The following is a 19,748-nucleotide window of genomic DNA, read 5'->3' as shown; positions in this document are numbered from 1 at the left end:
TCTGCCGGACGGAGCGCACCCGGAGGGACGAGCACCGTGTCGCAGTCGCCTGCGCCGCTGGTCACCGACATCGTCGTGGTCGGCGCGTCCGCCGGCGGGGTGGAGGTGCTGCGTTCGCTGGTGGCCGGCCTGCCGCCGGACCTCGCGGCCGCCGTCGTGGTCGTCCTGCACATCCCGCGGGACGCGCCCAGCGCGCTGCCGGCGATCCTGGAGCGCGCCGGGCCGTTGCCGGCCCGTCCGGCCGCGCACGCGCAGCGGCTCCAACCCGGCACGATCTTCGTCGCCCCCGCCGACCGGCACGTCCTCGTCGTCGACGGGTATCTGCACCTGTCCCGCGGACCGGTGGAGAACGGGCACCGGCCGGCGATCGACCCGCTCTTCCGCTCGGCCGGCACCGACTTCGGCGCGCACGCCGTCGGCGTGGTGCTCTCGGGCAACCGGGACGACGGCTCGGCGGGTCTGGTGGCGATCGCCCGCCACGGTGGGGCGTGCCTGGTGCAGGAACCCGCGGACGCGCTCTACCCCGACATGCCGCGCAGCGCGCTCGCCGCGGTGCCGTCGGCGAAGCCGGTGCCGGCCGCGGACCTGGGCGCGGCCATCGCGGCGCTGATCCCCCGTCGCGCCGACGGCCCCGCGACCGGCCCGGACCCGCTGCTGGCCGCCGAGGTCGACATCGCCGCCGTCGATCCCGACGCGTCGACCGTCGACCTCGACGGGGCGGTGGCCTCCCCGTTGTCGTGCCCCGACTGCGACGGGGTGCTGTTCCAGCTGCCGGGCGCGCCGCATCCGCGGTTCCGCTGCCGCGTCGGCCACGCCTGGTCGCCCGTGAGCCTGGTCGGCGAGCACGAGACCACCGTCGACGTCGTGCTGTGGTCGGCGCTGCGCGCGCTGGAGGAGAAGGCGGCGCTGCTGCGGTGGCTGGCCGACGACGCGAGCGCCGCAGGGCGGCAGCGCTCGGCCGCCCGGCATCGTGACAAGGCCGCGCAGGCGGGGGCGGAGGCTGCGGTGCTGCGCCGGATGCTGACCAGCGAGGGAGGACGGACGTGAGCGAGGACCCGACGGCGGACGAGCTGGGAGCCGCCTCGCCGGGCCGATCCGAGCAGGACCTGGAGCTGCTGCTGCAGCACGTCAAACGCAGCCGCGGCTTCGACTTCACCGGTTACAAGCGGTCGAGCCTGCTGCGGCGGGTGGACCGGCGGATGGCGCAGGTCGGTGCCGCCGACTACACCGAGTACCTCGACCGGCTCGAACTCCATCCCGAGGAGTTCACCACGCTGTTCAACACGATCCTGATCAACGTCACGGGGTTCTTCCGCGATCCGGAGGCCTGGGACCACCTGCGCACCGAGGTGCTGCCGGCCCTGCTCGCGAGCAAGGGGCCGACCGAGCCGGTGCGGGTGTGGAGCGCGGGCTGCGCCACCGGCGAGGAGGCGTACACGCTCGCCATCGTGCTGGCCGAGATGCTCGGCGTCGCCGAGTTCCGCGACCGGGTCAAGATCTACGCCACCGACGTCGACGAGGAGGCGCTCGCGCACGCGCGCCAGGGCGTGTTCACCGAGCGGGAGGTGCGCGGAATCCCGTCCGACCTGCTGGAACGCTACTTCGACCAGGTGAACGGGCGGTTCGCGTTCCGGAAGGACCTGCGCCGCTCGGTCATCTTCGGGCGCAACGACCTCGTCCAGGACGCGCCGATCTCGCGGATCGACCTGCTGGTCTGCCGCAACACGTTGATGTACTTCAACGCCGAGACGCAGTCGCGCATCCTCTCGCGGTTCCACTTCGCGCTCGGCGAGACCGGCGTGCTGTTCCTCGGCAAGGCCGAGATGCTGCTCAGCCACGGCGCGCTCTTCACGCCGATCGACCTGAAGCGGCGCCTGTTCCGCAGGGCTCCCCGGGCGGCACCGCAGAACGGCGCGCTGTTCCTCGACCCGCTGCCCGGCGGTGGCCGCACCGAGCTGACCGGCCGGGACGTGCTGCGCGACGAGGCCGCCCTCGCGGCACCGCTGGCCCAGCTCACCATCACCTCTGACGGGCTGATCGCGGGGGTCAACCGGCAGCTCGAAGGCCTGTTCGGCGTCTCCGGTCGCGACGTCGGCCGGCCGTTCCGCGACCTGGAGCTGTCCTACCGCCCGCTGGAGCTGCGCCGCCACATCGAGAAGGCGCAGAGCGAGCGGCGCTCCGTGCGGGTCACCGACGTCGTCCACCACCGCGGACCCGAGGTGGTGCACCTGGAGGTGCAGGTCATCCCGCTCGTCGGCGCCGGCACGGAGGTGCTCGGCGTCGCGGTCGCCTTCCACGACGTCACCGACTTCCGCCGCCTGCAGGACGACCTGGAGCAGGCGAACCGCCAGCTGGAGACGGCCTACGAGGAGCTGCAGTCCACCAACGAGGAGCTGGAGACCACCAACGAGGAGCTGCAGTCGACCGTCGAGGAGCTGGAGACCACCAACGAGGAGCTCCAGTCGACGAACGAGGAGCTCGAGACGATGAACGAGGAGCTCCAGTCCACCAACGACGAGCTGCAGACGATCAACGACGAGCTGCAGGACCGCACCGGCGAGCTGGACCGCACCAACGCGTTCCTCGAGACCATCCTGACCAGCCTGCGCGCGGGCGTCGTCGTCGTCGGCTCCGAGCTGCACGTCCAGGTGTGGAACCGGCAGGCCGAGGAGCTGTGGGGACTGCGCCGCGACGAGGCGGTCGGCGAGCACCTGCTCAACCTCGACATCGGGCTGCCGCTCGACGAGGTGCGTCCGGTGGTGCGCCGGACCCTCACCGGCGAGGACGGCCTGCACGAGATCACGGTGCCCGCGGTCAACCGCCGTGGACGCAGCATCGACGTGCGCGTCATCGCCAGCCCGCTGCGCGGCGCCGACGAGTCCGTGGTGGGCGCGATACTGACGATGGAGGAGACGCCGGAGAACGGCACGCCGTAGCCCGTCAGACCTCCTCGGGGAAGGAGGCGCGCAGCAACGCCCAGACCGTCTTGCCGTCGGCGTGGGTGGTGACGCCCCACACGTCCGACAGCTCGGCGATGATGCGCATCCCGTACCGCCCGGACCCGGGCGCCGGAACGCCGTCGCGGCGCCCGTCGCGCACGCTCGCCCGCAACCCGTCCCCGTCGAGGGACAGGCTCAGCTCCAGCTCGCTCTGCGTGTGCTGAACAGCGTTCGTCACCAGCTCGTTCACCACGAACTCGAGCCGCTCCGCGTAGTGGCTCGGGATCTCCCAGTCCGTGCAGGCCACCTGGCACAGGACGCGGGCCAGCGCGGTCGTGCCCTCCGGTGCCCGGGGCAGCGACGTGGTGCGGCGCACGCGCAGCGGGCGGCGCTCGAGGAGTCGCAAGCCCCAGGCCAGGTCCGGCGCGACCGCGACCTCCCGGTGCCGGCCGGTTGCGCGCATGCCCTCCATGACCGGGCCGCCGGCCGCGACCACGACCAGCCGCGCCTCGGGCCATCCGCCGACCCGCGCGAGGACGGTCGGGAAGACGGCCAGCGACGCCGTCGAGGAGATCCGCAGCCGGTCGGCGTCGACCAGCACCCGTCCGCGATCCAGCAGGATCTTCCGGAGCAAGGTGTGCAGCTCCGCGGTCGAACGGCGCGCGAGGAGCCCGTCGAGCTCGACCACCGGCACGCCCGCGACCTCCACGGTCCGCGTGCTGAGCAGTCGGTCGGACCACTTCATCCGGCGTCCACCTGACCCGTGCGCCGCTGCTCGACCCAGGAGAGTTCGCTGTCGGCGTCGCACAGTGCCGTGATCCGGCGCAGGATCGGGCTCGCGCCGCGCAGGCGGAGCTCGGCGCCGGCCGCCCGCGCAGTCGCCGCGGCGCGCACGAGCGCCCGTACCCCGACGGCGCCGCAGAAGGTGACCCCGCCCAGGTCGAGGATCACCCGCCTGCTGTTCGCGAGTGCCTGGTCGAGGAGCTCGGTGAGCGCCGGCACCGTGACCAGGTCGACCTCGCCCTCGACCACCAGCACCGCCTCACCCGGTGCGGCTCGCTCGTGGCGCGCGCGGAGACCCGTGACGACCCGGCGGTCGGGAGAGTCCGACGGTACGTGCACAACTCCCTCCTCCCCACTGGCGCCGCTGTCGCTCGAGCGCTCCGCAGGTGGATGGCGGCGCAGTCAGTGAGTCTCCGCCGGTCCGGCATCTGGAGCAAACGCTGTACGGGTGACTTACTCAACCGGATCCGAATCGTATATGATTTCGTACACGACCCGCCTCGACGACGAGGAGCCTCGATGTCCCCCTCCCCCACCTCCTGGTCGCGACGCTGGTGCTTGCTACCTGCTCGGGATGGCCGCGCTCGCCGCCGCCGCGTGCGGCCTCCTGCGCGACCGGGCCGGCATCGACCTCGGCCCGGACAACCAGGCCGAGCAGGAGCGCGGCGACACCGTGTTGGACCGTGCCATATACGATTTCGTAGACGATCAGGCTGCGGAAGGGGCGACGACATAGACCAGGCCGACGCGGTGACCGCGACGCTCGGCACCCGGCCGGGCAAGGTGGTCGCGGTCCACCTGAACTACCCGTCGCGGGCCGCCCAGCGCGGGCGCACCCCGACCGCGGCGTCGTACTTCGTCAAGCCGTCGAGCTCGCTCTGCGGGAGCGGCACCGTCGAGCGGCCGGAGGGCACCGAGCTGCTCGCGTTCGAGGGGGAGATCGCGCTGGTCGTCGGGCGCACGGCCCGGCGCGTCCGGCCGGAGGACGGCTGGGCGCACGTCGGCTGGGTCACCGCCGCGAACGACCTGGGGCTGCACGACCTGCGCGCGGCCGACCGCGGCTCCAACGTGCGGTCCAAGGGCGGCGACGGCTACACCCCGCTCGGGCCCGCGCTGCTGGCGGCCGCCGACGTCGACCCGGACGGGCTGCGCGTCCGCACGTGGCTCGACGGGCAGCTCGTCCAGGACGACACGAGCGACACGCTGCTGTTCGGCTTCGGGCACCTGATCGCCGACCTGTCGCGGATGCTCACCCTCGAACCCGGCGACGTCGTGCTCACCGGCACGCCGGCCGGGGCGTCGGTCGCCCGGCCGGGGCAGGTCGTCGAGGTCGAGGTGTGCACGCTCGACGGCGGCCGCAGCACCGGGCGGCTGCGCACCGAGGTGGTCACCGGTCCGCCGCTGGGCCCGTGGGGCTCCGCCGCCGCCGTCGACGACGCGGTCCGCGCCGACGCCTGGGGCACGCCCGCCCCTGCGCTGGCCCCCGACCTGCGCGAACGGCTGGGCAGCGTCGCCGTCGCCACGCTCTCGGTCCAGCTGCGTCGCCGCGGCTTCGACCACACGAGCATCGACGGGGTGCGCCCGCTCGTGCCCGGCCGGCGGATCGTCGGCACGGCCCGCACCCTGCGCTACGTCCCGTTCCGGCCGGACCTGTTCGCCGCACGCGGGGGCGGCCACAACGCCCAGAAGCGCGTCGTCGACGCGCTGCAGCCCGGGGAGGTGCTGGTGATGGAGGCCCGCGGCGACTCCTCGGCGGGCACCCTGGGCGACATCCTGGCGCTGCGGGCGCAGGTGCGCGGCGCCGCCGGGATCGTCACCGACGGGGCGGTCCGCGACGCCGCGGCCGTCGCGGCGCTCGGCCTGCCCGTCCACTCCTCCGGTGCGCACCCGGCGGTGCTCGGTCGCCGGCACGTGCCGTGGGAGACGGACGTGACGATCGCGTGCGGCGGCGCCACGGTGCAGGTCGGGGACGTGATCGTCGCCGACGACGACGGTGTGCTGGTGATCCCGCCCGACCTCGTCGAGGAGGTGGTCGCCGCGGCCGAGGAGCAGGAGCGCGAGGAGGCCTGGATCGCCGCACGGGTGGGCGAGGGCGCCGCCCTCGACGGCCTGTACCCGCTCGCGGGAGCCTGGCGCGCCCGCTACGACGAGGAGAACGCGTGATCACCTCCGAGGACCGAACGGTCTCCAAGGTCGACCTCGCCTACGAGGTGATCCGCCGGCGCATCCTCGACGGTGAGTACACCCCCGGCTACCGGCTCGTGCTCGGCACGCTCGCCAAGGAGCTCGGGGTGTCGGCCGTGCCGGTGCGCGAGGCGGTGCGCCGGCTGGAGGCCGAGGGGCACGTCGAGGTGGTGCGCAACGTCGGTGCCACCGTGCGCATGCTCGACCCCGCCCAGTACCGCTGGACGGTGGAGACGCTCGCCGTCGTCGAGGGCGCGGCCACCGGCCTCGCCGCAGCGCACCTGGGCGGTGCCGCGCTCGCCGAGGCCCGCGAGATCAACGACGCCATGCGGGCGGGCCTCGACGACCTCGACCCGGTCCGGCACAGCCGGCTGAACCAGCGGTTCCACCACGTCCTGTCGGCCCCCTGCCCCAACCCGCAGCTGCGGGACCTGGTGGAACGGGGGTGGGCGCAGGTGTCCACGCTGCGGACCTCGGTGTTCTCGTTCATCCCCGAGCGCGCCCGCCGGTCCGTCGCCGAGCACGACGCGCTCCTCGACCTGATCGCCGGCGGTGCCCCGGCAGCGGAGATCGACGCTGCCGCGCGGGCCCACCGCCTCGCCACCCTCGACGCGGTCCTGCGCAGCCGGGCCGCCGCACCGGAAGGACCAGCATGAGGTTCCGCTCCGATCCCGCACGGATCCGCGGGTCGATCGCGCCGCTCGTCACGCCGTTCACCGATGCCGGCGACGTCGACCACGACAGCCTGCGCCGCCTCGTCCGCTGGCAGCTCGCCGCGGGCACGCACGGCATCTCCCTCGGCGGCTCGACGGGCGAGCCGTCCGCCCAGACGATCGCCGAGCGCGCGGCGGGCATCCGCACGGTCGCCGCCGAGATCGCCGACCGGGTGCCGTTCCTGCCCGGCACGGGCTCGGCCAAGCTCGACGAGACCCTGGAGCTGACCGCGGCCGCGCGCGACGCCGGTGCGGACGCCGCGCTCGTCATCACGCCGTACTACGCGCGGCCCACCCAGGAGGCCCTGCACGTCTGGTACTCGACGGTGGCCCGCGAGTTCCCCGACCTGCCGATCGTCGCCTACAACGTGCCGTCGCGGACCGCGGTGGAGATCGCGCCGGAGACGGTCGCGCGGCTGTTCCGCGAGCACGACAACTTCGTCGGCGTGAAGGAGACGACGAAGGACTTCGAGCACTTCTCGCGCGTGCTGCACGCGGCAGGGCCCGAGCTGCTCGTCTGGTCCGGGATCGAGCTGCTCTGCCTGCCGATCCTGTCACTGGGCGGCGTCGGGTTCGTGTCGGCGCTGGCCAACATCGCCCCCGCTGCCGTCGCGGAGATGTACGAGGCCGCGACGGCGGGCGACCTGCATCGGGCCCGCGAGATCCACTACGGCGTGCATCCGCTGGTCGACCTGCTGTTCACCGAGACCAACCCGGCCCCGGCAAAGTGGCTCATGAAGGAGCGCGGGCTCATCGCCTCCGACCACGTCCGGCCGCCGCTGCTCGGGCTGACCGACGCCGGGCAGCAGCGGGTGCGCGCGCTCGCCGAGGCCGGAGCGAAGTACCTGACCCCCGCCGAGGTGGTCGCATGACCGGCGTGCCGAGCCACCAGCCGCACTTCATCGACGGAGAGCCGCGCGACTCCGTCGACGGCGCGACGTTCGACGTCCTCGACCCGGTGTCCAACCGCACCTACGCCACCGCCGCGGCCGGCCAGGCCGCCGACGTCGACGCCGCCGTCACCGCGGCCCGGCGGGCGTTCGTCGACGGCCCGTGGCCGACCATGGTGCCGCGGGCGCGGGCCCGGGTGCTGAACGCGGTCGCCGACCTCGTCGAGGCCCGTGACCAGCGGCTGGCCGAGCTGGAGACGTTCGACACCGGCCTGCCGATCACGCAGGCGCTCGGGCAGGCGCAGCGCGCCGCGGAGAACTTCCGGTTCTTCGCCGACCTGATCGTCGCCCAGTCCGACGACGCGTACCAGGTGCCCGGCCGCCAGCTGAACTACGTCCACCGCAAGCCGGCCGGCGTCGCGGGGCTGATCACTCCGTGGAACACGCCGTTCATGCTGGAGTCGTGGAAGCTCGCGCCGGCGCTCGCGTCGGGCTGCACGGTGGTGCTGAAGCCTGCCGAGTTCACCCCGCTCTCGGCGAGCCTGTGGGCGGAGATCTTCACCGAGGCCGGGCTGCCCAGGGGCGTGTTCAACCTGGTCAACGGCATCGGCGAGGAGGCGGGCGCGGCGCTGGTCGCGCACCCGGGCACGCGGCTGATCTCGTTCACCGGCGAGACCACGACCGGGCAGACGATCTTCCGCGAGTCGGCGCCGCACCTCAAGGGCCTGTCGATGGAGCTCGGCGGGAAGTCGCCCGTGGTGGTCTTCGCCGACGCCGACCTCGACGCCGCGCTGGACTCGGCGCTCTTCGGCGTGTTCTCCCTCAACGGCGAGCGCTGCACGGCCGGCTCGCGGATCCTCGTCCAGCAAGGCGTGTACGACGAGTTCGTGGAGCGGTTCGCCGACCGCGCCCGCGCCATCGTCGTCGGCGACCCGCACGACCCGCGCACCGAGGTCGGCGCGCTGGTGCACCCCGAGCACTACGAGCGCGTGCTCGGCTACGTCGAGATCGGCAAGGGCGAGGCCCGGCTCGTCGCCGGCGGGCAGCGGCCCGACCACCTGCCGGAGGGCAACTTCCTGGAACCGACCGTGTTCGCCGACGTGCCGCCCACCGCCCGGATCTTCCAGGAGGAGATCTTCGGCCCGGTCGCCGCGCTCACCCCGTTCGACGACGAGGCCGAGGCGATCGCGCTGGCCAACGACGTGCGCTACGGCCTCGCCGGCTACGTCTGGACCCGCGACCTGAACCGCGCCCACCGCGTGGCCCCGTCCATCGAGGCCGGCATGGTCTGGCTGAACTCGCACAACGTCCGCGACCTGCGCACCCCGTTCGGCGGGGTCAAGGCGTCCGGCCTCGGCCACGAGGGCGGCTACCGCTCGATCGACTTCTACACCGAGGAGCAGGCCGTCCACCTCACCCTCGGCGACGTCCACACGCCCCGCTTCGGCGCCGGAGGAGACCCGCGATGAGCATTCCGGACGTCATCCGCTGCGCCTACGCCGAGCTGGTCGTCACCGACCTCGCCGCCTCCCGCGCGTTCTACGTCGACGTGCTGGGGCTCGTCGTCACCTTCGAGGACGACGACGCCATCCACCTGCGGGCCTTCGAGGAGTACCTGCACCACTCGCTGGTGCTGCGGCGCGGCGACACCGCCGCCTGCGCGCGGCTCGCCTACCGCGTGCGCACCCCCGGCGACCTCGACCTCGCCGAGGCGCACCACCGCGCGCTCGGCGTCCGCGTCGAACGGGTGCCGGCAGGCGCCACGCGCGGCATCGGCGAGGCCGTGCGCGTCCAGGACCCGCTCGGCTTCCCGATCGAGTTCTTCCACGACGCCGAGCACGTCGAGCGCTTCACCCGCCGCTACGACGTGCACGGCGCGGGCGCCATCTCCCGGCTCGACCACTTCAACGTCGTCACCCCCGACGTGCCGGCCGCCCAGCGGTACTACGAGGGCCTCGGCTTCACGGTCTCGGAGGACATCGAGGACGCCGCCGGCACCGTCTACGCGGCGTGGCTGTACCGCAAGGCGACCGTGCACGACGTCGCGCTCACCGGCGGCGACGGGCCGCGGCTGCACCACATCGCCTTCGCGACCCACGAGCGCAGCCAGATCCTGCACATCTGCGACCACCTCGGGGCGCTGCGGCAGTCCGACAGGATCGAGCGCGGCCCGGGCCGGCACGGCGTCTCCAACGCGTTCTACCTCTACCTGCGCGACCCCGACGGGCACCGCGTCGAGATCTACACCCACGACTACTACACCGGCGACCCGGACAACCCGGTCGTCCGCTGGGACGTGCACGACAACCAGCGCCGCGACTGGTGGGGCACGCCGGTCGTGCCGTCCTGGTACGCCGAGGCGTCCACCGTGCTCGACCTCGACGGCGTGCCGGTCGCGCCGCAGGAGCGCACGGAGGCGCGGGAGGCCGACGTCACGATCGGTGCCGACGGCTTCTCCTACACCCGGCCCGACGAGGGGTTCAAGCTCGGGGCGCAGGTCTAGCTCTCGAGCGTCGCGCTGGGCGAGCGGCCGTACGTCTCCCGGTAGAGCACCGCGAACCGGCCGGGATGCGCGAACCCCCACCGGCCGGCGATCGCGGCGACGGTCTCCTCGCCCGGTGCGGCGGCGTGCAGCTGCTCGTGCGCCCGCTGGAGCCGGGTCCGGCGCAGGTACGCCATCGGGGTCGTGTCGAGGTGGCGACGGAAGGCGTCCTGCAGGGTCCGGGTCCCGACCCGGACGGCGGCCGCGATCTCGGTGACGCCGATCGGCTCGCCGGCGTGCTCGTCGATGTAGGCGACGGCGCGGTGGACGACCCCGGCGTCGGCTCGGCCGGCCCGGGCGGGATCGGCCGCCGCCGTCGTGTTGGGGAAGATGTCGAGGACGGTCGCGGCGATGAGTCGCATCGTCTGCGCGTGGATGAGCGGGCTGTTGTAGGCGGCGTCGTTGGCGAGGAAGTCGTGGGTCAGGTGGCGCACCAGCCCCTGCCAGTGTCGGGCCCGCTCCAGCGACCGCACCTTGGCCACCCCGAACCGCACACCGCCCGGCAGCGGCGCGCCGACGATCTCGCTCGCCACCCGGTTCACGACGGCGAGGTCGAGGCGGACCAGCCCGGTGCGGAAGGCGTCCCACTGGATCTGCATGGGCACCGAGGGGTCGAGCACGAACAGCTCGCCGTCCGTCGGGCTCGTCTCCGACCGGCCGTCGGACAGGCGCAGCCGACCACTCAGCATCTGGCCGACCAGCAGGTACCCGAACGACTCGGTGTCGACCCGGCAGTTCATCGAGTGCTCGTAGCGGGCGACGAAGAACTGGTCGTCGCCGGCCACGTGGTGGCGGAAGCGGAACCGGTCGGTGCTCCCCGACAGCTGCACGGCGTGGTCGACGTACGTGGCACGCAGGTAGTCGTGCGCCTCGTCCGGGTCGCGGGTGTCGAGGGTCGACCGCTGCACGCGCACCTCTGCCATGGCCGGGTCCTCTGCTCGACTGACGTGGCGGCCAGCCAGCGTAGGTGGCGCCGGAGCGCGCTGACAGGGCCGAACGATGATACCGGCTGTACAGCGCACGTCACCCTCTGTCCAGTTCGCGCATTTCTCTCGCATTCGCCTGCGGCGGCGCGCACGAATGGACCACACTGGCGTCCCGGATGATCACAGGAAGGACTCGCCATGTGCACAGGGAACGGCCGGCCCCGCCCGGTCAAGCCGAAGTAGGGCGCTGGCAGCATCTGCGGGGTGCCCCTCCGCATCGGCGTCCTCGGCGCCGCCCGCATCGCCCCGACCGCACTGATCAGGCCGGCTCGCGTCGTGCCCGATGTCGAGGTCGTCGCCGTCGCCGCCCGTGACCGCGACCGGGCGGCCGCGTTCGCCGCGAAGCACGGCATCCCGACCGTCCACGGCTCGTACGCCGACCTCGTCGCCGACGACTCGCTCGACGCGATCTACAACCCGCTGCCGAACGGCCTGCACGGGCACTGGACGATCGCCGCCGTCCAGGCCGGGCGGCACGTCCTGTGCGAGAAGCCATTCACCGCGAACGCCGACGAGGCCCGCGCCGTCGCCGAGGTGGCCCGGCCCAGCGGCAAGGTCGTCATGGAGGCGTTCCACTACCGCTACCACCCGATGACCGCGCGCGTCCTGGAGATCGTGGCGAGCGGCGAGCTGGGCGAGGTCGGGCACATCGAGACGTGGATGTGCATCCCGCTGCTGCTGCCCCGCGACATCCGCTGGAACCTCCGCCTCGCCGGCGGCACCCTGATGGACGTCGGCTGCTACGCGCTGCACCAGCTGCGCACCATCGCCGGAGCCGAGCCGGAGGTGGTGTCGGCGACGGCCCGCACGGCGCGGCCGGGCGTCGACCGGTTCGTGCAGGCACGGATGCGGTTCGCCGACGGCCGCACCGGCGGCATCACGGCGTCGATGGCGTCGCGGCGGCTGCTCTCCCTCGGCGCGCGGGTGGAGGGCACCGAGGGCACCCTCGACGTCCGCAACCTCACCGGACCCCAGTTCGCCCACCGCCTGCGGGTGCGGCGCGGCACCGAGAAGCGCGTCGAGCACGTCACGAAGGAACCGACGTACAACTTCCAGCTCCGCGCCTTCGCCGGCGCCGTGCTGCGCAGCGAGCCGTTCCCCACCGACCTCGACGACGCCGTCGCCAACATGGCGGCCATCGACGCCTGCTACCGCGCCGCCGGCCTGGAGCCGCGGCAGCCGACCCCGGTCTGAACCGTGCTCCTGATCGTCGGGGAGGCGCTCGTCGTCTACCAGCGCGAACTCGGGCGCCCGTACACCGGGCCGTGGCCCAGCGGCGCGCCCGCGATCACCGCGTACGTGACGGGGCGGCTGGGGGTGCCCACGACGTTCGTCGGCGGCGTCGGCCGCGACGCGCACGGCCAGGTGCTGCAGGACGGGCTCGCGGCGGGCGGCGTCGACCTCGGTCACCTCGTCACGGGGAGCGGCCTGCCGACGGCCACCGCGCACATCACCTACCACGAAGCGGACCAGCGCGAGTTCGACTTCGCCGTCACCGGCACGGCCGCGACGCAGGTCGGCGAGGCCGACCTCACCGACCTGCCCGAGCGCGCCACCTGGCTGCACGTGTCCGGTTCGGCGCTCATCTTCGGCGAGCCGCTCGCGTCCACCACGCTCGCCGCGCTGCACCGGGCCCACCGCGCGGGCGCCCGCATCTCGATCGACCCCAACGTCCGCCCGGAGTCGCTGCAGCCGGGTACCGTCCAGGCGCTGCTCGACGTGCTGCCGCTGGCCCACGTGCTGCTGCCCACCGAGGGCGAGCTGGACGCGCTCGGGGCCGACGTCGACGCGCTCGTCGCCGGCGGCGCCACCGTCTGCACGACGCGGGGGCCGGCCGGATCGCTCGTCCGGGACGGGGACGGCGAGACGGCCGTCGACGCCGTCGCCGTCACGCCCGTCGACACGGACGGGGCGGGCGACTCGTTCGCCGGCGGCTTCATCGCGGCGTCCCTCGCCGGTGCCGACGCCCGCACGGCCGCGCGGCGCGGTGCCGCCGTCGCCGCGCAGGCGATCCGGGTGGCCGGGCCGATGACGGTCCTCTTCTAGCCGCTCACGCATGCGTTCGGGTGCTCGCGCACACGTCCCAGCATGTGCGCGAGCACCCGACGGTGTGCGTGAGCGGTGGCGACCCGCATCGGCCAAGCTGTGCGGGTGCCTTCGCGTCCCCGCTCCCACGCCAGCCCGGAGCTGCGTCGCGAGGCGGTGCGGCAGCGCGTGGCCGAGCAGGGGTTCGTCCGGGTCGACGAGCTGGCCGGCGAGCACGGCGTCAGCATCATGACGATGCACCGCGACCTCGACCAGCTCGAGGCGCGGGGGTTCCTGCTGAAGGTCCGCGGGGGCGCGACCAGCGCCCCCACCCGCACGTTCCACGGCGACATGGCGCACCGCATGCAGGCGCAGGCGCGGGAGAAGCAGGCGATGGCCGAGCACGTGCTGCGGACGTGCGTCGAGCCGGGGCAGGTGATCGCGCTCGACGACAGCACCACGTCGCTCGCGCTGGCCCGGCTGCTGCCGCAGCGGGCGCCGTTGACCGTGGTGACGCACTTCCTGCCAGTGCTGCGGATCCTGGGCGAGCAGCCGGGCATCGAGCTGATCGGGCTCGGCGGCCGCTACGTCGCCGCCTACGAGTCGTTCCTCGGGCAGGCGACGGCGGCTGCGGCGGCGGACCTGCAGGCGGACCTGCTCGTCATGTCGACGACGGCGGTCACGGACGGCGTCTGCTACATCCAGTCGCAGGACACCGTGATCACGCGGCACGCGCTCGTGGCGGCCTCGGCTCGGACGGTGGCGATGATCGACCACACGAAGTTCGGGCGGCGCGCGCTGCACCGGCTGGTGGCGCTCGCGGACCTCGACGTGGTGGTCGTGGACGCCGACACGACCCCGGAGACAGTGCGCGACCTGCGCCGCCGCGGCGTGACCGTCGAGATCGCCGGCATGTGAAGTCCGGCCCATCCGGGATCCACTGACCTGCGGATATTCCGTACTCGATGGCGCAGAATGTGATTTCTTGCGATGTCCTGTGAAGTTCGGTCTACTCCCCGCCCATGACGGTGGTGTGCGTCGACGCGGGGACCTCCCTGATCAAGGCGGTCCGCTACGACGCGACGGGCCGCGAGCTCGGGGTCGAACGGCGCCCGACGGTCGTCCGCACGTTCGCCGACGGGCGCTCGGAGCAGGACATGGGCGAGGTCTGGGCCGCGGTCGTCGACGCGGTGCGCGCGGTCACCGCGGGGGACGCCGACTCGGTGCGCGCGGTCGCGCTCACCGCGCAGGGCGACGGCGCGTGGCTGGTCGACCGCGGCGGCCGCCCGGTCCGGCCGGCGGTCCTGTGGAACGACGCGCGCGCCGCGTCGGTCGTGGAGCGCTGGCGCGCCGACGGCGTGCTCGACGAGGCCTTCCGTCGCACCGGCAGCCTCGGCAACTCGGGCCTGCCGCACGCGATCCTCACCGTGCTGCGCGAGACCGAGCCGGACGCCGTCGCTGCCGCGCACGCCGCCCTCACCTGCGGCGGGTGGCTCTTCCTGCAGCTGACCGGCGTGCTGGGCGTCGACCGCTCCGATGCCTCGGCGCCCTGGATCGACCAGCGCACCGGCACCTGCGAGCCCGACCTCGTCGCGCTGTACGGGCTGGCCGACCTCGCCCACCTCGTGCCGCCGCTGATCGAGGACGCCGGCCGCGTCCAGCCCCTGACCGCGGACATCGGGCTCCCGCCCGGCATCCCGGTCGTCCTCGCCCCGTACGACATCGCCACCACCGCGATCGGCAGCGGCGCGACCGCGCCCGGCGAGTCGGTGAGCATCCTCGGCACGACGCTCTGCACCGAGACGATCATCCGGCCGGCGGACGCGGTGCCCGGCCCGGACGCCCCGCCGACCGGGCTGACCCTCGACCTCGGGCTGCCCGGCCTCGCGCTGCGCGCCTTCCCGACGCTCGCCGGCACGGGGGTCGTCGACTGGCTGGTGACGCTGCTCGGCCTGCCCGACGCCGCCGCCGTGACCACTCTCGCGGCGCAGGCACCGGCCGGCGCGGACGGCGTCACCGTGCTGCCCTACCTCTCCCCCGCCGGCGAACGCGCCCCGTTCCTGGCGCCCGCGGCCCGTGGCGTCGTCGCCGGGTTGTCGTTCGCGCACGGTCCGGCGCACCTCGCGCGGGCCACCCTGGAGGGCCTCGCGCACGTCGTGCGGGACTGCCTCGACGCCGCACCGGCTGGCCGCCCCGACGATCCGCTGCACCTGTGCGGCGGCGGCGCCGCGTCGGAGCTGTGGGCGCAGGTCATCGCCGACGTCACCGGCCGCACCGTCACCCGCACCGCGGACTCGCAGGTGGGCGCCAAGGGCGCGCTGGTCGTCGCGAGCGCGGCGCTGGGCGACCACCCCGACCTCGCGAGCGCCGCGTCCGACCTGGTGCGCGAACGGGATCGCCTAGCCCCGGACCCGCTGGTACGCGACCTGCACGACGGGCGCCACCAGGAGTTCCTCGACACGCGCGCGGCGGTCGTCCATGCCTGACCGCATCTGGATCGGCGTCGACCTGGGCACGCAGAGCGTCCGCGCGATCGCCGTCGACTCCTCGGGCGTGCAGCTGGCCATGGCCACCCGCCCGCTGGTGAGCGTGCGCGACGGCCGCCGGCACGAGCAGGACCCGGCGAGCTGGTGGGCCCGCGCGGTGGAGGTGCTGGCCGAGACGACGGCGGCCCTGCCCGCGGGCGCGCGGATCGGCGGGATCGCGGTCTGCGGCACGTCCGGCACCGTCGCGCTCACCGGCCCCGACGGCACCCCGCGCACCCCGGGCCTGATGTACGACGACACCCGCGCGGGCGATCTCGCTGCACGCGTCCAGGAGGCGGGGGCGGCGCTGTGGGAGCGGCTCGGCTACCGCATGCAGCCGGCGTGGGCGCTGCCGAAGCTGCTGTGGTGGCGGGAGCAGGGGCTGCTGCGCGACGGGGCGCGGCTCGTCCACCAGACTGACCTCGTCACGGCGGGGCTGGCCGGCCGGCCCGTCGCCGCCGACTCCAGCCACGCCCTCAAGACCGGCTACGACCTGCTGGACCGGCGCTGGCCCGTCGACGTGCTGCAGGAGCTGGGCATCGACCCCGGCGTGCTGCCCGAGGTGGTGGCCGCGGGTGCGGTGCTGGGCGAGGTCGGTGCCGCGGCGGCGGACAGCACCGGGGTGCCGGCGGGGACGCCGATCGTCGCCGGCATGACCGACGGGTGCGCCGCCCAGCTCGCCGCCGGCGCACTCGCCCCCGGCGAGTGGAACTCGGTGCTCGGCACCACGCTCGCGCTGAAGGGCGTGACCCGGCACCTGCTGCGCGACGCCACCGGCGCCGTCTACTCCCACCGCGCACCGCACGGCGACCTGTGGCTGCCCGGCGGGGCGTCGAGCACGGGCGCGGGCGCGCTCACCGAGCTCTTCCCCGGCGCCGACCTGGACGCGCTCACCGACGCCGCGCGCCGGCTTCGGTCCGTCCCGCTCTGCTACCCGCTGACCGGCCACGGCGAGCGGTTCCCCTTCGTCGCCCCGGAGGCGCGCGGCTTCTGGATCGACGGGGGCGTCGAGCGCGAGCTGGGGCCCGACGCCGGGTACGCCGCCGTCTGCCTGGGCGTCGCGCACCTGGAGCGGCTCTGCTTCGACCTGCTCGACGATGCCGGCGCCGACGTCAGCGGCCGGGTCAGCTTCACCGGCGGCGGCGCCCGCAACGCGTGGTGGAACCAGCTGCGCTGCGACGTGCTCGGCGTGCCGGTCCGGGTGCCGGAGAACGCCGAACCGGCCGTCGGCATGGCGGTGCTCGCTGCCGGCACCGTCGACGGCGACCTGCTCGGGGCCGCCGCCCGCATGGTCCGCGTCCGCACCGAGCTGCACCCCGACCCCGCCCGCGCCGCCGCGCTGGCCCCGGGCTACGACCGCTTCCTCTCCGCGCTGACCAGCCACGGCTGGCTGGACTCGCGCATCGCCGCCCACGCCCGCAGGAGGGCCGCCGCATGACACCCATCCCGCTGCTCGCCGCCGGCGACCTGTTCGTGCGGCCCGACCTGATGCGCGCCGCGCTCGACGACCCCGCTGCCTGGGACGTGCGGGAGCTGGCGACCCGGTGGCCGCACGACCCGTTCGGCAAGGTGGCCGAGGTCGACGAGGCGACTGGTGACGAGGACGCGATGATCGCCGCGCTCGACGGCGTGCAGGTCTGCCTCACCCACCTCGCGCCGCTGACCCGCCGCATCATCGAGGCCAGCCCGGACCTGCGGCTGTTCGCGGTGTCCCGGGGCGGTCCGGTGAACGCCAACCTCGGGGCCGCCACCGAGCACGGCGTGACCGTCACCTACGCGCCGGGCCGCAACGCGACCGCGACCGCCGAGTTCGCGATCGGGCTGATCCTGGCGGCCGCGCGCGGCATCGGCCGCGGCCACCTCGAGGTGACGAGCGGCCGGTGGGACGCCGACAACTTCGTCTACGAGTCGTCCGGGCTGGAGCTGGAGGGCGCCACCGTCGGCGTCGTCGGGGGCGGGGCGATCGGGTCGCGGGTCGCGCGCATCCTGCTCGGGTTCGGCGCCCGCGTGCTCGTCCACGACCCGTACGCGGCGCCCGACACGCTGCCCGCCGGGGTATCGCTCGTCGACCTGGACGAGCTGCTCGCCGCCGCCCAGGTGGTCACGCTGCACGCGCGCGTCACCCCGGAGACCACCGGCATGCTCGACGCGACCCGCATCGCGGCCATGCGCCCCGGATCGGTGCTGGTCAACTGCGCGCGCGGCGCGCTCGTCGACCACGACGCGCTGGCCGCGGCGCTGCGCGGCGGGCACCTCGCCGCCGCCGGTCTGGACGTCTACGACGTGGAGCCGCTGCCCGCCGACCACCCGCTGCGCGGCCTGCCGAACCTCGTCACCACCCCGCACCTGGCCGGCGCCAGCCGCCAGGTCGCCGAGCGGGCCGCCGCGATGGTCGCCGCCGAGGCGGAGCGGTGGCGGCGCGGCGAGCCGCCCCTGCACTGCGCGAACCCCGAGGTGCTCCGGTGACGCTGCTGCTCGCCCGGCACGGCCAGACCGTCTGGCATGCGGAGAACCGCTACGCGGGCGGCGCCAGCGACCCCGACCTGACCGACGAGGGCCGGGCCCAGGCCGACCGGCTCGCGCGGTGGGCCGTCGATCGCGGGGTCACGGCGGTGGTCAGCTCGCCGCAGCCCCGGGCCGTCGCCACCGCCGCACCGGCGGCCGCCGCGCTCGGCGTCGAGCTCGCACAGTGCCCGGAGCTGCGCGAGGTCGGCTTCGGCATCGCCGAGGGCCACACCCTCGACGAGCTCGATCCCGCGGTCGTGGCCGGGTTCCGGGCCGACCCGGTGGCGCACCCGTTCCCCGGCGCCGAGCCTCCGGTCGACGCGGCGCAGCGGTGCGTCACGGCACTCCGCGCGATCGCCACCGCCCGACCCGACGACACCGTCCTCGTCGTCGCGCACAACACCCTGCTGCGGCTGGGCCTGTGCGCGTTGCTCGGCCTGCCCGTCGCCCGCTACCGGCAGGTGTTCCCCCGCCTGGACAACGTCGCGATCACCGAGATCGCGCTGGGTCCCGACACCGCTGCCCTCCTGTCGTTCAACGTCCCCCTGTCCGCAAAGGAGCCGACATGATCCGCCAACTCACCACGGCGCTGGCCGCCGCGCTCGTCCTCGCCGGCTGCGCAACCAACCCGCCCTCGGGATCGTCCGGCGCCGCGCCGGCCGCCGGCTCCGGCGCCGACCTGCAGGCCAAGATCGCGTTCTTGATGCCCGACCAGGCCTCCACCCGTTACGAGGAGCACGACGCCCCGGGCTTCAAGGCGCAGCTGGCAAAGATCTGCCCGCGCTGCGAGGCGCTCTACAACAACGCGACGGGTGACGCGAGCAAGCAGCAGCAGCAGTTCAACTCGGCCATCGCCCAGGGCGCGAAGGTCGTCGTGCTCGACCCGGTGGACTCCACCGCGGCCGCGTCCATGGTCAACACGGCGAAGGCCCAGGGCGTCAAGGTGATCGCCTACGACCGGCCCATCCCGTCGATCGCCGCCGACTACTACGTCTCGTTCGACAACGAGGCCATCGGCAAGGCGATCGCGCAGTCGCTGGTCGAGAAGCTGAAGACCGGGCAGATCCCGCCCGGCTCCGGTGTGCTCGGCGTCTACGGCTCCCCGACCGACGCCGCGGCCGGCCTGATCAAGAAGGGCATGAAGGCCGGCATCGAGGCGGGCGGCATCCCGCTGCTCGCCGAGTACGACACCCCGGACTGGAAGCCGGAGGCCGCGCAGAACTGGGTCGCCGGCCAGATCACCCGGTTCGGCTCCAAGATCGTCGGCGTGGTCGCCGCCAACGACGGGACGGGCGGCGGCGCGATCGCCGCGTTCAAGGCCGCCGGCGTGAACCCGGTGCCCCCGGTGACCGGCAACGACGCGACGACGGCCGCCGTGCAGCTCGTGGTGGCCGGCGACCAGTACAACACGATCTCCAAGCCGAGCGAGATCGTCGCGGGCGCCGCCGCGGACGCCGCCGTCGGCCTGCTCACCGGCAAGGCCCCGCAGGCGCCGACGACCCTGTTCAACACCCCGACGCAGCTCTTCCAGCCCACGCTCGTCACGAAGGCGAACGTGAAGGCGGAGCTGTTCGACAAGAAGATCGTCGCGCCGGGCGACATCTGCACTCCCACGTACGCCGCGGCCTGCTCGGCCATCGGCGTCACGGGGTGAGC

Annotated in this window: 19 protein-coding genes; 16 read left to right on the top strand and 3 right to left on the bottom strand. The window is 74.2% G+C overall.

What is annotated here, in order from left to right:
• Window positions 1–36 precede the first annotated feature (36 nt).
• Together ACQEVB_RS35465 and ACQEVB_RS35460 are read left to right on the top strand one after the other, a co-directional pair.
• Entirely contained in the window at window positions 37–1,047 is a 1,011-nt protein-coding gene (locus ACQEVB_RS35465; protein ID WP_432982330.1) for a chemotaxis protein CheB, read from the top strand.
• Window positions 1,044–2,936, top strand: coding sequence for a CheR family methyltransferase (locus ACQEVB_RS35460; protein WP_432982327.1), 1,893 nt, complete (start codon window positions 1,044–1,046; stop codon window positions 2,934–2,936). The genes ACQEVB_RS35465 and ACQEVB_RS35460 overlap by 4 nt, the downstream gene beginning before the upstream one ends.
• 4 nt (window positions 2,937–2,940) lie before the next feature.
• Here the strand turns inward: ACQEVB_RS35460 and ACQEVB_RS35455 are convergent, their stop codons facing one another.
• Window positions 2,941–3,684, bottom strand: a complete 744-nt coding sequence (locus ACQEVB_RS35455) for an ATP-binding protein (protein ID WP_432982324.1) — start codon at window positions 3,682–3,684, stop codon at window positions 2,941–2,943.
• Complete coding sequence (locus ACQEVB_RS35450; protein ID WP_432982321.1) at window positions 3,681–4,061, bottom strand: STAS domain-containing protein; 381 nt, start codon at window positions 4,059–4,061, stop codon at window positions 3,681–3,683. Before ACQEVB_RS35450 ends, ACQEVB_RS35455 begins: the two co-directional genes overlap by 4 nt.
• Before the next feature lie 235 nt (window positions 4,062–4,296).
• Here ACQEVB_RS35450 and ACQEVB_RS35445 point away from each other — a divergent pair, with 235 nt between their 5' ends.
• Genes ACQEVB_RS35445 through hpaD form a run of 6 tightly spaced genes read left to right on the top strand, consistent with a single transcriptional unit; the run spans window position 4,297 to window position 10,012 of the window.
• Complete coding sequence (locus ACQEVB_RS35445) at window positions 4,297–4,458, top strand: hypothetical protein (RefSeq protein ID WP_432982318.1); 162 nt, start codon at window positions 4,297–4,299, stop codon at window positions 4,456–4,458.
• A gap of 14 nt (window positions 4,459–4,472) precedes the next feature.
• Complete coding sequence (locus tag ACQEVB_RS35440) at window positions 4,473–5,885, top strand: fumarylacetoacetate hydrolase family protein (protein ID WP_432982315.1); 1,413 nt, start codon at window positions 4,473–4,475, stop codon at window positions 5,883–5,885.
• Window positions 5,885–6,562 (top strand): GntR family transcriptional regulator, encoded by a 678-nt coding sequence (locus tag ACQEVB_RS35435; protein WP_432985463.1) that lies wholly within the window; start codon window positions 5,885–5,887, stop codon window positions 6,560–6,562. Before ACQEVB_RS35440 ends, ACQEVB_RS35435 begins: the two co-directional genes overlap by 1 nt.
• Entirely contained in the window at window positions 6,559–7,491 is a 933-nt protein-coding gene (dapA, locus tag ACQEVB_RS35430; protein ID WP_432982312.1) for a 4-hydroxy-tetrahydrodipicolinate synthase, read from the top strand. Before ACQEVB_RS35435 ends, dapA begins: the two co-directional genes overlap by 4 nt.
• Complete coding sequence (gene hpaE / locus ACQEVB_RS35425; RefSeq protein ID WP_432982309.1) at window positions 7,488–8,978, top strand: 5-carboxymethyl-2-hydroxymuconate semialdehyde dehydrogenase; 1,491 nt, start codon at window positions 7,488–7,490, stop codon at window positions 8,976–8,978. Before dapA ends, hpaE begins: the two co-directional genes overlap by 4 nt.
• A complete protein-coding gene (hpaD, locus tag ACQEVB_RS35420; RefSeq protein WP_432982306.1) occupies window positions 8,975–10,012 on the top strand; it encodes a 3,4-dihydroxyphenylacetate 2,3-dioxygenase in 1,038 nt (345 codons plus the stop codon). Before hpaE ends, hpaD begins: the two co-directional genes overlap by 4 nt.
• On the opposite strand, the gene ACQEVB_RS35415 is transcribed toward hpaD, so the two are convergent.
• Entirely contained in the window at window positions 10,009–10,974 is a 966-nt protein-coding gene (locus ACQEVB_RS35415; RefSeq protein ID WP_432982303.1) for an AraC family transcriptional regulator, read from the bottom strand. The genes hpaD and ACQEVB_RS35415 overlap by 4 nt on opposite strands.
• Window positions 10,975–11,241: 267 nt before the next feature.
• Here ACQEVB_RS35415 and ACQEVB_RS35410 point away from each other — a divergent pair, with 267 nt between their 5' ends.
• The 8 genes from ACQEVB_RS35410 (at window position 11,242) to ACQEVB_RS35375 (ending at window position 19,746) form a co-directional block, all read left to right on the top strand.
• The gene (locus ACQEVB_RS35410; RefSeq protein WP_432982300.1) at window positions 11,242–12,231 is read left to right on the top strand and encodes a Gfo/Idh/MocA family protein; all 990 of its coding nucleotides are present in this window, start codon (window positions 11,242–11,244) and stop codon (window positions 12,229–12,231) included.
• Window positions 12,232–12,234: 3 nt separating this feature from the next.
• Window positions 12,235–13,083, top strand: coding sequence for a carbohydrate kinase family protein (locus tag ACQEVB_RS35405; RefSeq protein WP_432982297.1), 849 nt, complete (start codon window positions 12,235–12,237; stop codon window positions 13,081–13,083).
• Window positions 13,084–13,188: 105 nt separating this feature from the next.
• Window positions 13,189–13,980, top strand: coding sequence for a DeoR/GlpR family DNA-binding transcription regulator (locus ACQEVB_RS35400; protein ID WP_432982294.1), 792 nt, complete (start codon window positions 13,189–13,191; stop codon window positions 13,978–13,980).
• 104 nt (window positions 13,981–14,084) lie between these two features.
• The gene (locus ACQEVB_RS35395) at window positions 14,085–15,548 is read left to right on the top strand and encodes an FGGY family carbohydrate kinase (protein ID WP_432982291.1); all 1,464 of its coding nucleotides are present in this window, start codon (window positions 14,085–14,087) and stop codon (window positions 15,546–15,548) included.
• On the top strand, window positions 15,541–17,025 hold the full coding sequence (locus ACQEVB_RS35390; protein ID WP_432982288.1) for an FGGY-family carbohydrate kinase: 1,485 nt from the start codon (window positions 15,541–15,543) through the stop codon (window positions 17,023–17,025). The genes ACQEVB_RS35395 and ACQEVB_RS35390 overlap by 8 nt, the downstream gene beginning before the upstream one ends.
• Window positions 17,026–17,030: 5 nt before the next feature.
• Window positions 17,031–18,053, top strand: coding sequence for an NAD(P)-dependent oxidoreductase (locus tag ACQEVB_RS35385; RefSeq protein WP_432985460.1), 1,023 nt, complete (start codon window positions 17,031–17,033; stop codon window positions 18,051–18,053).
• The gene (locus ACQEVB_RS35380; RefSeq protein ID WP_432982285.1) at window positions 18,050–18,661 is read left to right on the top strand and encodes a histidine phosphatase family protein; all 612 of its coding nucleotides are present in this window, start codon (window positions 18,050–18,052) and stop codon (window positions 18,659–18,661) included. The genes ACQEVB_RS35385 and ACQEVB_RS35380 overlap by 4 nt, the downstream gene beginning before the upstream one ends.
• Window positions 18,658–19,746, top strand: a complete 1,089-nt coding sequence (locus ACQEVB_RS35375; RefSeq protein WP_432982282.1) for a substrate-binding domain-containing protein — start codon at window positions 18,658–18,660, stop codon at window positions 19,744–19,746. Before ACQEVB_RS35380 ends, ACQEVB_RS35375 begins: the two co-directional genes overlap by 4 nt.
• The last annotated feature ends 2 nt before the right edge of the window (window positions 19,747–19,748 follow it).

It is taken from the genome of Pseudonocardia sp. CA-107938 (assembly GCF_050936315.1).
Classification (GTDB): domain Bacteria; phylum Actinomycetota; class Actinomycetes; order Mycobacteriales; family Pseudonocardiaceae; genus Pseudonocardia.
Note: the sequence above shows the minus strand (reverse complement) of the source record. Positions and strands in the feature narration are given on the sequence as shown.

Bases quoted from the DNA above. Each gene is read 5' to 3' on its own strand.
- hpaD (WP_432982306.1), top strand. From the start codon at position 8,975: ATGAGCATTCCGGACGTCATCCGCTGCGCCTACGCCGAGCTGGTCGTC.
- ACQEVB_RS35455 (WP_432982324.1), bottom strand. From the start codon at position 3,684: ATGAAGTGGTCCGACCGACTGCTCAGCACGCGGACCGTGGAGGTCGCG.
- ACQEVB_RS35390 (WP_432982288.1), top strand. From the start codon at position 15,541: ATGCCTGACCGCATCTGGATCGGCGTCGACCTGGGCACGCAGAGCGTC.
- dapA (WP_432982312.1), top strand. From the start codon at position 6,559: ATGAGGTTCCGCTCCGATCCCGCACGGATCCGCGGGTCGATCGCGCCG.
- ACQEVB_RS35445 (WP_432982318.1), top strand. From the start codon at position 4,297: ATGGCCGCGCTCGCCGCCGCCGCGTGCGGCCTCCTGCGCGACCGGGCC.
- hpaE (WP_432982309.1), top strand. From the start codon at position 7,488: ATGACCGGCGTGCCGAGCCACCAGCCGCACTTCATCGACGGAGAGCCG.
- ACQEVB_RS35375 (WP_432982282.1), top strand. From the start codon at position 18,658: ATGATCCGCCAACTCACCACGGCGCTGGCCGCCGCGCTCGTCCTCGCC.
- ACQEVB_RS35415 (WP_432982303.1), bottom strand. From the start codon at position 10,974: ATGGCAGAGGTGCGCGTGCAGCGGTCGACCCTCGACACCCGCGACCCG.
- ACQEVB_RS35395 (WP_432982291.1), top strand. From the start codon at position 14,085: ATGACGGTGGTGTGCGTCGACGCGGGGACCTCCCTGATCAAGGCGGTC.